Here is a 15,040-nt window from a genome sequence, read left to right as displayed (position 1 = left end):
GTCATCGGCGGGGAACTCAAATCCATCGCCACCGTGATTTCACCCTTGGCCTTGTAGGACTCCGGCAGCAACGCCACCGCGGCCGCATCCGGCTGGACACCCTCGGAAATGTCACGGGTGTTCTGCGTCTTGGGAATGTCCCCTCCCTGGCCGGTGGCCGCGCCGCCACAAGCAGTCAGGGCCAGCAGGACAGCAAGCCCTGCGGCCGCCGTCTGGACTTTATTGATGGTCTTCATAGTGGTTCCCTTCGAATGGATTCAGCCGCAAAGGCCGGCTAAAGCGGTGGCAGGCTTTCCGCTGCCTCCCTCTCGACATCCTGAGAGGACAAGCGAGGCGGCGTCGGCATCTGAGTGATTTAGATCTCGTTCTGCTTCAGCAATAGAACCCTTTAAATCGCCGAATGTCAACAGTTCAACAGTTCTACTTCAACTGTTGAGCAGCTCATCTATTAGACTGTTGACATATCCGCTCCGTCTGCCTTAGAGTCGACTGCGCTTCGAGCAGGACCCGCCGGGAGAACCCTTGAAATCCGGGCCTGACATAGTTGCAATAAACGCACTAACCATGCCTTGGAACCAGTGAGCTACAGCCCGCACTACTTGTCCGAAGCATGCGGGAATGCTTATATGTTTATGTGATTTCTGATGAGGAATCCCTCGCGGGGGCAGCGGAGCTATTCAAGGCGCTCTCCGCCCCGTCACGGCTCCTCATCCTGTCCGCGCTGGCTCACGAACCGTCGTCCGTAAGCGCGCTGACTGAGGCAACAAAGTTGTCCCAGCCCCTGGTCTCCCAACACCTGCGCCTGTTGAGGGGGATCAATCTGGTCACTGCCGCCCGGTCAGGGCGGGAGACTATCTACTCCCTGACCGATGACCACGTGGCCAACGTCATTCAAGATGCCATCGAACATAGCCAGGAACGCTAGGAGAAGCCTCCGGCGCCCGCGAAGGAGACATCATGACAGAGGAAGTCCAAGCCGAACACAGCCTCGCCGAGCATCAACACGGGGGATCCGACTGCGATCACGTCACCGTGCAACATGGGGACCATGTGGACTACATCCATGACGGCCACCGGCATGCAGAACATGAAGGCCACTACGACGAGCACGATGACCCGGCGGAACACACCCCGGACCAGCACCAGCATGGTGGGCCGGACTGCACACACGAGACGGTTCAGCATGGAGACCACGTGGATTACGTCCACGACGGCCACCGGCACGCCGAACACGAAGGCCACTACGACGAGCACTAGGACGCAGGAAACGCAAAGGGACCGGCGGCTATCGTAGCCGCCGGTCCCTTGCGTTTCAGACTCACATGTCAGGGCAGGGGTCCCTTTATCCGCTGACGCCCGTGAATTCGTTCGGGGTCACTTCCAGGCTGCCGGAGCCGTTGATCTTCCCGGACTCGATGTCCACGGCGTGGATGGTTTTGGTCTTCGGTTCCGTGACGAAGGCTGTGTGGCCATGGACGAAAATCGTGGGCCGTGCTTCCTGCCACTTCAGCGGCTCCTCCCAAGGTGCAACCACGGGAATGCTCTTCGTCACGGTTGCCTTCTCCGGGTCGATCACGTGCAGCGCGCCGTCAGTGCCGAGCACCAGCCCTTCGCCGTGGGGTCCGCGGGCAAGGGAGCGGAAGCTGTAGCTGGTTCCAAGATCTACCAGGGTGAGTTTCTTGGTCTTGGTGTTGATCAGGGAAATCTGCTCGGGGCGCTCGAGTTCAGCGTCCGGGTCCTTCTTGTAGTCGCCCAGGGTCACCTCGGATTCCTCGGAACCGGCCTGGTTGCCGATGCGGCCGTACTTCGTGGGGCTGTCCAGCTTGCTGATCTTTCCACCGGAGTAGATCAGGACGCCGGTCTCGCATCCGATAACCACGGTTTCCCCTGCGGCGGTGGCTTCGCCGTGCACGCCAGGGCAGTCCTCGTTCCGGGCAATTTCCTTGCCGTCCTTGTCCAGCACAACGATGCCGGGGCGTTCTTCCTCGTTGCCCAGCGTGAGGACCAGTTCGCCGTTGGAGAGTTCGACGGCGACGCCGTGGTGGGCTTCCTTGGCCTTGTGCGTTTCGGTCTTGGGCTGCCCGTTGGCCAGGTCGCTCGATTCGAAGACAGTGACTTCGCCGGTTCCATCGCTGAACAGGATGGTCTTGCCGTCGTGGCGGACTACGTGGCCGGGCTTGCTGGCGGGAAAGTTGATGTCCGTCATGGCCGGGTCCTGGGCGTAGTGCTTGTCGCCCTCGCTCCATACGCCGGTGTCGAGCACTTTGAAGCCTTCGGTGGTGGAGATGATGACGTGGCGGCCGTCCCCGGCCGGGTTCACCCGGTTGAAGCCTTCCATTGGGAAGTCCCCGAGGACCTCGAACGACCTGGCGTCCAGGACCTTGATGCCGCCGTCGTAGGTGGTCACGAGGCGCGGGAGCGCCTCGGCAACGGCGGACGCGCTGGCTGACGGGCTCGTGGCGCTGCTGCCCGCTGGGGTGGCGTTGGCGCCGCAGCCGGCGAGCATCAGGCCGGTGACGGTCAGTGCCGTGAGTAGGCGGGCGGGTCTGGTGCGGTGATGCATAAGTGTTTTCCTTTTTATGGGGCGGGTGAGTGGTGCTTCAGGACAATGCTTTGGTGATGCGGTCGGTGTTTGTACGCATCATTTCGAGGTAGGTGTGGGCCCCGGAGCCTTCTGCTCCCAGGGATTCGGTGAAGAGAGGGACCACTGCGATATCCTGTCCCGCCTCGGCGGCGAGCACCTGGGCCAGGCGTTCAGGTTGTGAGGAGTCCGCGAAGATGGCCACGACGCCCGCTGCACGGATTTTTCCGGTGAGGTCGTTGAGGTCTGCCGAACTGGGCGAGGCGAGTGTGGTTCCGCTGGGAATGACCGCTCCGATGACATCGAAACCGAACCGCTGTGCCAGGTAGCCGAAGACATGGTGGTTGGTGATGAGCTTGCGTTTGCCCGGGTCGATAGCCGCGAAGCTTTTCTCCATCGAGGCCTCAAGCTTCTCCAGCTCTGCTTTGTAGTTGGCCGCCTTGGAGCGCACGTTCGTGCTGTCCAGCCCGTCCACGTGCTCCACGACGCTCTCGGCGATCGCTTCAGCGGCAAGCTCCACCCGGGAGGGATCGGTCCAGAAGTGAGGGTCCACGGCGCCGTCGCCATCGTCCTTGGTGAACTTCAAGGGCTCGACGGCGTCCATCGCCGCCAGTGTAGGGACACCTTCCGCAGCGGCAGCCTCCACGTGGTTGAGGACGCCCTCTTCCAGGCCCGCCCCATTGTGGATGACAAGATCTGCATTCTCGATGACCGCAGCCTGCTTGGCGGAGATGCCGAAGGAGTGCGGATCGGCATTCGATTCCATTAGCACCACCACGTCCGCCTGGTCGCCCACCAGATTGCGTGTGATGTCGCCCAGGATGTTGGTGGTGACGACGACGGTGGGCCGCCCAGCCGCTGCTGCCGAACATCCGCTCAGCGCGAGGGTGAGCGCCAGTAGGGCACCGCCCAGCTTCGTTGCTGCCCTGCGCTTCACAGCCCGGTCTCCAGCACGATGTCGGCGGCCGGGACATTGAAGGTCCGGGCGGCCCGGAGCCCGTCCGCGTAGTCGATTTCATGGACTTTTGAACCGGCAGGATCCCCGAGGTAGGCACGGGATGTGTCGATGCGAAGCTGCGGGATGTTGTCTGCAGTTGCCGAAAGGGGCCGGAGCATCGGGGCTTTGGCGGTCATCTTGCCGGTGGCCGGATTGAGCGTCATCAGAGAACCGTCGACGCCGAGGGCCAGCACGCGCTTGGTGTCGCCGACCGCAGAGGCAGCGACTACCGGAGCGGCAGTCTTTAGATAAGTCCAGGTACGTTTTGAGACATTCAGGTGCCATATGCCGCCGTCGCCCGCGGGTGCGGCGAGTTCGTTGGAGCCCGGGCGGTGTTCAAGGCTTCTTGCGGGTGGAATGCCGCCGGCCTTGGCTGGATACGGGATCTTCTCTGCGGCGAACTTGCCGTCGTCCTCGGTAATGAGCAGGGCGCCGTCATTGCACGCCAGCACGACTCCCACACGGGTAGTGGCGTGTGCGGAGGAACCAACGCATGGCTGTCCACTGAGCACTGTGTGGTTCTCGGCGTCGCGAACCTCCACCGCTCCGGAAGCGGCGCCTTCGCCGGCAGTGGTGGCTATGAAGTGCCCTTCGTAGGGGATCACCCTGCCCGTGTGCGGTGTGGTGGTGATGCGGCCGGATTCGACGACTTGCCCCGCGTCCAGGTCCTTGTGCTTATAGATTGACGCATAACCACCGGTTTCAGAGAACACCGCCACGGACTTGCCGTCTCCGGCCACAACACCAGCGTCCGGCAGGGTGATGCTGCCCAGCAGACGAGGCTCGGAGCTGTAGTAATGCATGTGGTCCCCGTGGTCCACTGTCCAGGCGCCGGTATCAAACACCTTCACGCCGTCCTGTGTGGTGACCAGGGCGTAGCGGCCATCCTGCTGGACGGCGTCGATGGGGCCAAACGTCCCGGCGTCGACCGTCGCATCGGCCAGGAGGGAAAGCAGTTGCGATTTCCCTGTCTCCCGGTCGAAGGTGAGCAGACCATTCTGCGGCTCGGGGTTTTCCTGCGCGCCGGCGACATAGCCGTGGGGCGTCGTCTCCGGGGCGGGAGTGGTTTGGTTGCCTGTGCTGGTGTCCGCACAGGCGGACAGCAGCAGCGGGAGGCTAAGCAGAAGGATGGGGAGTTTAGGGGTGGTGCGCTGCACTGGAAAGGGGCTCCAATTCTGGCTGTGATGCGGGCGTGCGGGTTGGCGCGGATTCGGCAGCAGCTGCGGCCGGGCCGTCCTGGGGGACTGTGGTGCGGGGGACCATGGCATCTTTGCGGACCATGGAACGGGCAAGGGCGGAGACGAAGTAGGACAGGGCTGCAACAAGGGCAATGGTGGCGCCGGCGGCGGTGGACGCGTACCAGGAGACCCAGAGACCGACGACCACGCTGGCGACGCCGATCACGGAGCCGAGGATCATGCCCGCCCGGACCGACTTTGCCCAGACCAAAGCAGCCGCGGGTGGCGCGATGAGCAGGCCAAAGACCAGGAGCGTTCCGACCACCTGGAATGACGCGGCCACGGCAAGGGTGATCAGACACAGCAGCACGAAGTGGGCCAGGCGGGGCCTCAGCCCGAGTGTCGCCGCCTTCTGCTGGTTGAATGCAGCCCCCATGAACGCGCGGTGGAAAATCGCAGCCGCCGCCAGGACGACGACGCCGACGACGCACAGCACCGTGATGTCCTTCGTCTCGACGGCCAGAACGTCGCCGAAGAGCGTACCGGTGAGGTCCACGGCGAATGAGCCCGAGGCCGACACGATGATTACACCGAGGGACAACATGACGACGAACAGCAGTCCAATGGCGGTGTCCTGGGAGACGCGACGGTTCCGGGTGATGGCCGAAACACCGGCCGCCGTCGCCGCGGCGCTCACGGCCGCACCGATGATGAGGTTGCCGCCGAGGAGCGAGGCGATTGCAATGCCGGGCAGCAGTCCGTGTGACATCGCGTCGCCAAGGAAGGCCATTCCTCGCACGACTACCCAGGTTCCGACGACGCCGCAAACGATTGCGACAAGGCCGCCGCCGAGCAGGGCGCGTTGGACGAACGAAGCGCTTAGGGGATCAAGTAACAATTCCATCGCGGTTCATCGTACACTAGCTAATGAGACTTATTCGCAACAAGAGAAGAGATGCAGTGTCATCGGTAATCTTCAGCAACGCTGGATACGCCTATCCGGACAGGCAGGCATTGGCGGAGGTTTCGCTGACCTTCGAGTCGGGCACGCACACAGTGCTGACCGGCAAAAACGGGTCCGGGAAGTCGACACTGCTCGCCCTGGCAGCAGGAGTGCTGAAGCCGGCGCAGGGAGCGGTGTCCGTCACCGCCGGCCGCCCTGCCTTTGTCATCCAGCAAACCCGAACACCGGAGTCCATGCCGTGCACCGTTCGTCAAGCGGTGGAGATGGGCAGGTGGCCGCACAGGCGGGGATTGCTGCCACTGCGTGCCCTGGACCGGCGGGTGGTCGCCGCGGCGATGAAGAGGATGGGGATTGAGGACCTGGCCGGCCGCCAGCTCAGCGAACTGTCCGGCGGTCAGCACCAGCGCACCCTCATCGCCCAAGGGCTGGCGCAGGAGTCGGACATCCTCATCCTGGACGAGCCCACGGCCGGCCTGGACCGTGCAGCGCATCAACTGATTCGAGCAGCGATTGCAGAAGAGCTGATGCGTGGCGTGACAGTCATCGAGTCAACCCATGACCTTGGAGATATTGAACGCGCGGACCGGGTTGTCACGCTGGACAGAGGACGCGTCAGTTCCGACGCGCCGCCGAAGAGTGGGACGCCGTAGTTCCTGTTGAGCGGCGACTTCACCTCCGGATGCACGGGCACCTGTAAGGAAAGCTAACTGTTTGCTGTCAGGAATTTTCGCTTTTTTCTACCTTTTGGCCCTTATACGGTTGCTTCACCCAGCGGGCCGGGTCGCCTGCTGATTAGGCCTTCCCTTTAGGAGCAGCTCATTGAGTCTCACCCAACCCCTGCCAATCCGAGCAGCTACGCCAGTCGTCCCCGTCCACGAGCCATGTATCCCGCAAAAGATTCATAAAGCACAGGAGCCTTCATCATGACCAGGGAACATTACGCTGAATCGACACCCTCACAAATCACGCAGGACGACCGTCACGTTGCCCCCGAGGCCGCAGGCGGGACAGGTGCCCATAACCAGGCTCACGGGAAGAAGCTGCGAGGCCGTCACGTCACGATGATCACCCTCGGCGGGATTATCGGCGCAAGCCTTTTCGTCGGCTCGGCCAACATCGTCCGCAGCACGGGACCGGCAGCTACGCTTTCTTATGCAATCGGCGGATTGTTTGTCTTCCTGGCCATGCGCATGCTCGGGGAGATGGCAGCGGCCAGGCCAGCGGTTGGTTCCTTCATGGAGTACGCCCGAGTGGGCCTTGGCAACTGGGCTGCGTACCTCGTCGGCTGGCTGTACTGGTACTTCTGGGTAGGTGTCATCGCCTATGAAGCCGTCGTCGGCGGCGGCATCCTTCACGGCTGGTTTCCCGCGCTGCCCGCGTGGGCTGGTTCGCTTGCTCTGCTCGGGATCTTCGTGTGCACCAATCTCATCTCGCTTCGCACATTCGGGGAAACGGAGTTCTGGCTCGCAAGCGTCAAAGTGGTCGCGATTGTAGTGTTCCTCGCTGCTGGCGTGCTGTTCGCGCTTGGGCTCTGGCCGAACGCCACATTCTCGGTTTCGAATCTCTGGATGCACGACGGATTCATGCCGAACGGACTGGGCGTGGTGCTCTCCAGCATTGCGCTGGTTCTGTTCTCGTACTTTGGCACGGAGATCGCTGTTATGGCGGCAGCAGAGTCAGAAAACCCGGGCAAGGGAATCCGGCAAGCCGCGAACACGGTTATCTGGCGCGTCATGCTCTTCTACGTCGGGGCGATTCTCGTCATCGTCACGATCGTCCCGTGGAATCAGCTCCCCGAACCTTCCGTCATTGCCCCGTTCACCTACGTATTCTCGCTGTTCGGCGTGCCCGGCGCCGAGATCCTCATGGGCCTGGTCATCTTCACCGCTGTGATCTCGGTACTCAACTCGGGTACATACTCCGCATCACGCATGTTCGCCGCCCTTGCCGAACAGGGGCTTGCGCCGGCGGTCGTGGCGAAGCGCACCAAGCGCGGCGTCCCGGCTCTCGCTGTGATTGCCTCGACCATCGGCGGTCTCATTGCAACCCTCGTGAACTTCATCGCGCCGAGCTCGGGGATTTATGACTTCATCATGAATTCAACTGGCCTGGTAGCCCTGTTCGTGTACGTATTTATTGCAGTCACCCAGTGGCGCCTGAGAATCAAGATGACCGTTGAGGAGCGCGCGAACCTCAAGCTCAAGGTCTGGCTGTTCCCCTGGCTCAACATCGTCCTGATCGCTGGTGCCATCGGCATCGTAGCCATCATGATGTCGACCGAGAGCGGCCGGACCCAGGTGTGGACGAGTTTTGTCGCGGCCGGCGCCCTGGTACTGTTCTGGCCGATCGTACGAAAGAAGATCGCGCTTCAGAAAGAGAAGAAAGCTGCAGTCCGATCCTCGGACCTGGCCGAGACGCATCAGTAGGAATCGCCACGAGCCGGCAGTAGATCCGTGTAAGAGCGCGGTGCTAATCGGAACGGGAGGTTGTGGTCCGGTGATCCCTTGGGACCGGGCCACAACCTCCTTTTGCATCAAGGCGTTGCCCGTACTTTGGCGCTCACGACGGCGGCGCCTGACTTCCGCTGCTGCCGCACCCTTGGTGACGTGGGTGCACACGTGGCGCCGGCGTCGGACCTTTCAGGAAGGCTTCCCGTCAAGGGTGGGGACAGCCACAGTCCGGCAACCACGCCATTGGGACCGGCGCCAATACCGACGCCGGTCCCAAGTGGATACGTGCTATTTATTGCTGCGCACAAGCTCAGCTGCCCCAGCTAGCGGCAGGCTGATGCGTTGCCAGAGCGAGAACTAGGCAGTGGCGCGTCGCGCCACGTTGTAGAAGCGGATGTTCTCGTATTCTTCGAGGCCTTCTGCGCTTCCTTCGCGTCCGAGGCCCGACTGCTTGATGCCGCCGAACGGGGCCGCAGCGTTGGAGGGCACGCCCTGGTTGATGCCCACGATGCCCGTCTGGAGGCTGTCGGCCACGTTGAAGGCACGGTCGAGGTTCTCCGTGAACACGTAGCCCGCCAGCCCGAACTCAGTCGCGTTCGCACGGGCGATGACCTCGGTCTCCGAGCTGAACCGCTGGATGGCGGCGATGGGTCCGAAGATCTCGGACGTGGCGACGTCGGAATCCTCCGAGACCCGGTCCAGGACGGTCGGGGCAAAGAAGTTGCCCGGCGAGTCGAATCCGTGGCCGCCGGTGCGCAGCTCGGCACCGAGGCTCACGGCGTTCTCGGTGTAGGCCTTCATCTCCGCCACCGCTCGGTCGTCGATGAGCGCGCCGAGGCCAGTTCCCGTGCCGAGGCCGTGTCCGACCTTGATCTGGGCGAAGCGATCGGTGAGGGCCGCCACGAAGTCATCCGCGATGCCGTCCTGGACGTAGATGCGGTTGGCACCGATGCAGGACTGCCCGCCGTTGCGGAGCTTCGCTGCGAACGTCCCGTCGACGGCGCGCTCGAGGTCGGCGTCGTTGAAGACGATGAGCGGGGCGTTGCCGCCGAGCTCCATCGAGCTGCGCAGCACGTTCTGGGAGGCGAGCTCCAGGAGCCGGCGGCCCACCGGCGTCGAGCCGGTGAAGGACACCTTCCGCACCCGCGGGTCGAGGAGGACGGTTTCGCTGAAGGCGCCCGACTTCGACGTGGTGACGACCTGGACCAGCTCCTCGGGCACGCCGGCCTCGACGGCGAGCTGCACCGCGAAGTAGGTGGTCAGGGGCGTCAGGGTCGCGGGCTTGATGACGGCGGGGCAGCCCGCTGCCAGGGCCGGCGCGATCTTCCGGGTCGCCATGGCGAGGGGGAAGTTCCACGGGGTGATGAGCACAGCGAGGCCCACGGGGGAGCGGCGCGTCAGCAGGTTCGCACCGCCGTCGGGCGTCTCGCGGAAGTTCCCAGCGGGGCGCACGGCCTCCTCGGCGTACCAGCGCACGAAGTCGTTGCCATACTTGACCTCGCCCCGGGCCTCCGCGAGCGGCTTGCCCATCTCGCGCGAGATGAGGTACGCGAGGTCCTCGGAGTGGGCGACGAGCTTGTCGTACCAGGCGCGCAGCACGTCGGCGCGGTGGCGGAGCGAGGTCTTCGCCCAGGCATCTCCGGCCTTGTCGGCAGTGGCGACGGCCTTGAGCGCTGCCTCGACATCAGCGTCGGGGACGTGGGCTATCGTCTCGGCGGTGGCAGGATCCTGGACTGCGATGCCTTCGCTGGGCAGGTTGATGGATCGGATGACTGCATCCGCGTGCCGGAGGCTGTCGGCGTCCGCCGTGATAAGCGGCGTAGCTACGTTGGTTGTGAGGCTCATCGGTTCTCTCTTTCGGTTATTGCTTGCTCAATGGCGGTGACAAACAGCGTGAGTTCCTGGTCGCTGATGATGAACGGCGGGCTGACCTGTATGGTGTTGCCTCGCAGGGACCTGGCGATGTATCCAAGCTCGATCAGATCGTCGCAGACCTGTTCAGCCTTCAGATGGTCGGCGAGCGTGACACCTCCGAGCAGTCCAGCCACGCGCACGTCGGTAACTGCCGCCTGTCGCTGGGCCAGCTTGTCGAATTCTGTGCGCAGCACTGTTTCAAGTTCCTTGACGCGAGGAACCAGCAGGTCGCGCTCCAGAATTTCGAGGTGGCGCAGGGCTACTGCAGCGGCGGTTGCGTGCCCGGCGTACGTGGCCCCGTGACGGAAGATGGGCGTATCCGGTGAGTCGACGTAGAACGGTTCCCACACGCGTGGGCTTACCAGGACTCCGCCAAGGGGTGCGTAACCGGACGTGACTCCCTTGGCGAAGATCACCAGATCGGGTTCGATGCCGTAGCGTTCGGCTGCGAACATCGTTCCGAGGCGACCGAAGCCGGTAATCACTTCGTCGAGGAGCAAGAGGATGTCGTTCTCGCGGCAGATCTTTTGAATGGCCTCAAGGTAGCCCGGTACGGGCGGATTCACGCCTCCTGTGCCCTGGACAGGTTCGGTGACGATCGCCGCGATGTTCTCGGGGCCCACATCAGCGACGACGGCCTCGACATGCTGCGGGTCGTTAAAGGAGACCCGGGCCGTTTCGGGGACGAGGGAATCGGTGCCGTAGCCTTCGCGGTTGAAGTCAAGGCCGCCGATGCTCGTGCCGTAGGCGTGGAGGCCATGGTAGGCGAACTCGCGGCTAAGAATGATCTTCTTGCTGGACCGGCCTTCACGCTGCCAGTGGCGGCGGGCCAGTTTGCAGGCGACGTCGATGGCGTCGGAGCCGCCCGAGTTCAGAATCACCTTCGAACGGTCAAACGGCGAGATTTCAGCAAGCCGCTCACCGAGGGCAAGGGCTTTGTCGTTCGTGAAGCGGGCGAAGATGTGATAGGTCTCAAGCCGCTTCATCTGATCGAAAGCGACTTCAGCCAGCTCCGGATTCGAATGGCCAATATTGGCGTGCCACAAGCCAGCTGTCCCATCAAACAGGCGGCGGCCATCGTTCGTGAAGACGTAGGATCCTTCGCCGCGGTCTATGACGAGCTGCCGGCCGAGTACTGTCGGGGTGTGTGCCTGGGCAGGCCAAAGAGCAGGCCCTTCGAGCAGCCTTGTGGAGGAGTCGCTCGGAGATGAAATGTCGTTGAGGGACATGTGAATTCGCTCCCTTCCAGGCGCGGCCATGGTTTCGGCAGGAACTACCACATGCTTGCAAGGGATTCCGGCGTAGTAGCAAATGTAGCTAAGCAACCCAGTAAACAAAAGCGAATGTTATTGACGCTTATCTGTAATTGATACTTACAGGTTGGAATTCAACTGGAATGCCTGGACGATTGCTTCCCGCACGGCCGCCAGTGCCACGCTGTGTTCCGACCCGGACCTGACCAGATACTGGATGCTTCGCTGTTGATCAGAGGGAAGCCAGGAACTCGGGACAACATCACTGCCTGCCTCGCGCACGACCATATCCGGCAAAAATGCTGCGGCCAGCCCTTGTTCGACCATCCTGAGATGAAAAAGGAGGTCCGAGGAGACGTGCGCGACGACGGGCTCAAACCCCCGCTCCCGGCATACCCGTAAGGCCCATTGCGAGGACGCCGAGCTAAGGGGTTCGACGACCCAGCGCGCGTTGCGGAGCTGGTCAAAGTCCTCAAAGGTCACGCCGTGGGGGAGGTAGCCCCGAATGGGGTCCTGACCGATCACCGTGGTGTGGATGCCGCCATGTGGAGCCCCTTGCGTGCCGGGAAATGCGTCAGTTACTACTGCATCCACCTGTCGCGACATCAGTTGCATGACAGCCATTTCCGGTTCCTCGCGGCGGAGACGCACATCCAGGCCCGGAAAGTTTCGAGCCAATTCCGCCATAGCCGTTGGCATAACGCTGCGGCTGATGGTTGCGAAGGCAGCGACGGTAACTACGCCCTGGGCCCGCTGGTGCGATGTTGCCAAATCAGCTTCCGCACGCTCAATGGCGGCGAGGATCGCTTCTGTGTTGCGCACCAGTTCCTCGCCGGCCGGAGTGAGCTTGACGTTGCGACCGACTTTTTCCAGCAGGATCACGCCAGTTTCCTTCTCCAGGACACCCAGCTGCTGCGAAATGGCGGAATGGCTATACGCGAGTTCCCGTGCTGCTGCGCTCATGCTGCCGTGCAGTTTGACTTCCCTCAGCAGCGTGAGGCGGTGAACATCTAGCATTGTGCTTGCTTCCTGGCTATCCGATGTCGAGATGCGCTGAGGGTAATGCATGGCCAGGTTGGCCGCGCATGGATTTTCCCAGAGCTATCCGATCAGCTGTTCGAATCGATCCGACGTTGTCTATCGTATTCTGCAGCAGAAAGCGGCGCCCATGAGCGGGCACAAGATCGCGCCACGGAGTGTGCTCCGTGGCGCTTGTTTGCTGATGAATTGCCTGACTTTATGAACTGCTCGACTGCATGGGTTTGCGTTCCGAGATGTGCTCGACCAGTTCGCCCACCCGCTCCTCCGAGTAGTTGCGCGCGATGTCACCCTGGCTGATGATGCCCACCATCTTGTGGTCAGCAATAACCGGGAGCCGCCGAACCTGGTACTTCTCCATCATTTCGATCGCGGCGTCAACGTTTGCATCGGCGTCAATCCAGTGGGGCGTGCCTGTGGCGAGGTCGCGGGCCATCATTTCGCGTGGATCACGGCCCACAGCAACGCACTTGAGCACGATGTCCCGGTCAGTGATCATGCCCTTCAGCTTGCCGTCGTCACCACAGATCGGCAGGGATCCGCAGTCCAGGTCCATCATCATCCGTGCGGCGTCTACGAGGGACTGGTTCTCCGTAACACACCGTGCATCCGTAGTCATGAATTCACGTACAGCACTCATTTGTCCTCCTTCATCGATTGAGGTATCGACGCAGAGTCCACCGGGCACATGCGCCGATGCTGCCAGCCTACGCCGAGGCCAGCGCCGATGTCGACGGCGATTCCGCGCCTTCCGGGACGGAGCGCGGCGATGCCGCGGACGCTGCCCCGGCCCCTACGCCTGGCTGATGTCGACGCCCGTGATCGGCGCTCCGGCGCGCTCGTATACAAGCGAGACCGCGCCCTTTGGGAACGCCTGCGGCGGCTGCGCGAGTCGGAACGCCGCCGGCACGCCGGCGCCGTCGGCGAACAGCCGCTTACCCGATCCGAACGTGAGCGGGTATAGGAAGAGGTTCAGCCGGTCGACGAGGTCCGCCTCGAGAAGCGACCGTGCGAGGCCGCCGCTGCCGATGACGTGGATGTCTTCGAACCGGTCCTTCAGTGATGCCACCTCCGCGACATCCGACAGTGCCGTGGTGCCCACCCATTCCGGTTCAGTCAGGGAACGCGACACGACGAACTTCGGCAGGGCATTGAACGTCACTGCGATCGGGTCGTCGTTGCCCCGGGTGGGCCAGAACCCCGCGAAGATGTCGTAGGTTTTGCGTCCGAGCAGCAGCGCGTCCATGCGGTCGATGCCGGCGCCAATCGCCTCGCCGGTCTCATCGTCGAAATACGCCCCCTGCCAGCCGCCGAACTCAAAGCCGCCCTCGCGATCTTCGTCGGGACCGCCAGGCGCCTGGTACACGCCGTCGAGGGTGATAAAGAGGTCGACGGAGAGGATTCCCATGGTGTGCTCCTTTTGTTGTTTACCGGGTGAAGTTCTGCGGCCATTGTAGGGTCATGGCTACCCAGGGGAGGCGGGTATGGCTTTGGTTGCTGTGCTGGACATTACTGAGGCGGCTTCGAAGGATTGGCCGCCCGCCACCCGCAATGACCCGACCGAACTCGACCGCTGACTGAGAGACGCGCATCAGCGCCACTGGCAGCTTGATACCGTCGAGGCTCAGTCGTGGTGTTGTTCAGCTGCGGTCGTTGTTGTGTGGTCCTCGTGTGCTGGGTGCTGGGTTGTTTCGTTGTTGGTTGCGGCCCAGTGGGCGAGTAGTCGGAGGCTGTCGTGGGAGGTGGAGCCGGGCTCGGCGGTGTATGCGAGGATGGACAGTCCTCTGTCTGTGGCCACTTCCAGTCCTTCGAAGGTCAGGTCCAGGTCCCCGACGACCGGGTGGTGAACCTGTTTTGATCCGGAGTGGTGGAGCCGTACGTCGTGGGCTGCCCAGAGAGCGCGGAAGTCGTCGCTGCGGGTGGCCAGTTCCCCGATGAGGTCGCTGAGGACCCAGTCGTAGGGTGCCCGGCCGGCCGCGCTGCGCAGGAGCGCCACCGTCTGTCGGGCGGCGTCGTCCCAGTTCCGGTAAAAATCCCTGGAGCGTGGGTCGAGGAAGAGGAAACGCCCGAAGTTCGCCGGTCTTTGCGGCTGGACGTACATCTCTGAGTAGAACGCCCTGCCGAGTTGGTTCGAGGCGACGATGTCCAGCCGTTCGTTCTGAACGACGGTGGGAAGGGACGTCATCGCGTCAATCATCCTCTGGATCCCGGGGCGGACTTGCTGCGCCCGGGCGTGACCGCGCGGGCGTGCGGGATGCGCCCCTTCGTTGGCTGCGCGCACCAGGTCGTAGAGGTGGACCCGCTCGGCGTCGTTAAGCTTCAGCGCCTGGCTGATGCCCTCCAGAACCGATTCCGAGACGCCTTTGGCATTCCCCCGCTCGAGCCGAATGTAGTACTCCGTGCTCATCCCTGCCAGCAGGGCAACCTCTTCCCGGCGCAGGCCATTGACACGGCGTCGGCGGTACCCGAAGACTGGCAGGCCCGCTTGTTCCGGCGTGATCCTTGCCCGCCGGGTCATCAGGAATTCACGGATCTCGCTGGCGCTGTCCATCCTTTGACGCTACGCCCAAAAACCGGCGTTAGGGGGTCACTGCCGTTAACCGGGTAGGCCGGGACTCCCTAGCCCGTTGCCAGCGATATTGACTGAGACAGTCACCTACACGAA

Annotated in this window: 14 protein-coding genes and 1 pseudogene; 3 read left to right on the top strand and 12 right to left on the bottom strand. The window is 62.9% G+C overall.

Features of this window, described 5'->3' with window-relative positions; translation table 11 throughout:
* Window positions 1-236, bottom strand: a pseudogene (locus ACIP90_RS03030) (ABC transporter substrate-binding protein); the annotation flags it as partial.
* A 398-nt stretch (window positions 237-634) separates the two neighbouring features.
* Between ACIP90_RS03030 and ACIP90_RS03025 the strand changes: the two are divergent.
* Window positions 635-925, top strand: coding sequence for an ArsR/SmtB family transcription factor (locus ACIP90_RS03025; RefSeq protein ID WP_400576735.1), 291 nt, complete (start codon window positions 635-637; stop codon window positions 923-925).
* Here ACIP90_RS03025 and ACIP90_RS03020 read toward each other — a convergent pair.
* The 5 genes from ACIP90_RS03020 to aztB form a co-directional block, all read right to left on the bottom strand.
* On the bottom strand, window positions 922-1,254 hold the full coding sequence (locus ACIP90_RS03020) for a hypothetical protein (RefSeq protein ID WP_400576733.1): 333 nt from the start codon (window positions 1,252-1,254) through the stop codon (window positions 922-924). The genes ACIP90_RS03025 and ACIP90_RS03020 overlap by 4 nt on opposite strands.
* An 88-nt stretch (window positions 1,255-1,342) precedes the next feature.
* Window positions 1,343-2,563 carry a zinc metallochaperone AztD gene (gene aztD, locus ACIP90_RS03015; RefSeq protein WP_400576731.1) on the bottom strand — a complete coding sequence of 407 codons (1,221 nt, stop codon included), beginning with the start codon at window positions 2,561-2,563 and terminating at the stop codon, window positions 1,343-1,345.
* Between the two features lie 37 nt (window positions 2,564-2,600).
* Window positions 2,601-3,518: a zinc ABC transporter substrate-binding protein AztC gene (aztC, locus tag ACIP90_RS03010; protein ID WP_400576728.1), complete on the bottom strand. Its 918-nt coding sequence runs from the start codon at window positions 3,516-3,518 to the stop codon at window positions 2,601-2,603.
* Window positions 3,515-4,735: a hypothetical protein gene (locus ACIP90_RS03005; RefSeq protein ID WP_400576726.1), complete on the bottom strand. Its 1,221-nt coding sequence runs from the start codon at window positions 4,733-4,735 to the stop codon at window positions 3,515-3,517. Before ACIP90_RS03005 ends, aztC begins: the two co-directional genes overlap by 4 nt.
* A complete protein-coding gene (aztB, locus tag ACIP90_RS03000; protein WP_400576725.1) occupies window positions 4,716-5,660 on the bottom strand; it encodes a zinc ABC transporter permease AztB in 945 nt (314 codons plus the stop codon). Before aztB ends, ACIP90_RS03005 begins: the two co-directional genes overlap by 20 nt.
* 23 nt (window positions 5,661-5,683) lie before the next feature.
* On the opposite strand from aztB, the gene aztA reads away from it, so the two are divergent.
* Window positions 5,684-6,370 carry a zinc ABC transporter ATP-binding protein AztA gene (gene aztA, locus ACIP90_RS02995; RefSeq protein WP_400576723.1) on the top strand — a complete coding sequence of 229 codons (687 nt, stop codon included), beginning with the start codon at window positions 5,684-5,686 and terminating at the stop codon, window positions 6,368-6,370.
* A gap of 411 nt (window positions 6,371-6,781) precedes the next feature.
* On the top strand, window positions 6,782-8,146 hold the full coding sequence (locus ACIP90_RS02990) for an amino acid permease (RefSeq protein ID WP_400576722.1): 1,365 nt from the start codon (window positions 6,782-6,784) through the stop codon (window positions 8,144-8,146).
* A 381-nt stretch (window positions 8,147-8,527) separates the two neighbouring features.
* Here ACIP90_RS02990 and ACIP90_RS02985 read toward each other — a convergent pair whose 3' ends face one another.
* From ACIP90_RS02985 to ACIP90_RS02960, 6 genes are all read right to left on the bottom strand, one after another.
* Complete coding sequence (locus ACIP90_RS02985; RefSeq protein WP_400576720.1) at window positions 8,528-10,015, bottom strand: NAD-dependent succinate-semialdehyde dehydrogenase; 1,488 nt, start codon at window positions 10,013-10,015, stop codon at window positions 8,528-8,530.
* Window positions 10,012-11,313, bottom strand: coding sequence for an aspartate aminotransferase family protein (locus ACIP90_RS02980; RefSeq protein WP_400576719.1), 1,302 nt, complete (start codon window positions 11,311-11,313; stop codon window positions 10,012-10,014). Before ACIP90_RS02980 ends, ACIP90_RS02985 begins: the two co-directional genes overlap by 4 nt.
* 144 nt (window positions 11,314-11,457) lie before the next feature.
* Window positions 11,458-12,354 carry a LysR family transcriptional regulator gene (locus ACIP90_RS02975; protein WP_400576716.1) on the bottom strand — a complete coding sequence of 299 codons (897 nt, stop codon included), beginning with the start codon at window positions 12,352-12,354 and terminating at the stop codon, window positions 11,458-11,460.
* A 220-nt stretch (window positions 12,355-12,574) separates the two neighbouring features.
* On the bottom strand, window positions 12,575-13,015 hold the full coding sequence (locus tag ACIP90_RS02970; protein ID WP_400576714.1) for a CBS domain-containing protein: 441 nt from the start codon (window positions 13,013-13,015) through the stop codon (window positions 12,575-12,577).
* A 153-nt stretch (window positions 13,016-13,168) separates the two neighbouring features.
* Window positions 13,169-13,783: a dihydrofolate reductase family protein gene (locus tag ACIP90_RS02965; protein ID WP_400576711.1), complete on the bottom strand. Its 615-nt coding sequence runs from the start codon at window positions 13,781-13,783 to the stop codon at window positions 13,169-13,171.
* Between the two features lie 216 nt (window positions 13,784-13,999).
* Entirely contained in the window at window positions 14,000-14,926 is a 927-nt protein-coding gene (locus ACIP90_RS02960; protein WP_400576709.1) for a helix-turn-helix domain-containing protein, read from the bottom strand.
* Window positions 14,927-15,040 lie beyond the last annotated feature (114 nt).

It is taken from the genome of Arthrobacter sp. NPDC093139 (assembly GCF_044754165.1).
Lineage (GTDB): Bacteria > Actinomycetota > Actinomycetes > Actinomycetales > Micrococcaceae > Arthrobacter.
This window is presented reverse-complemented; position numbering and strand designations above follow the sequence as displayed.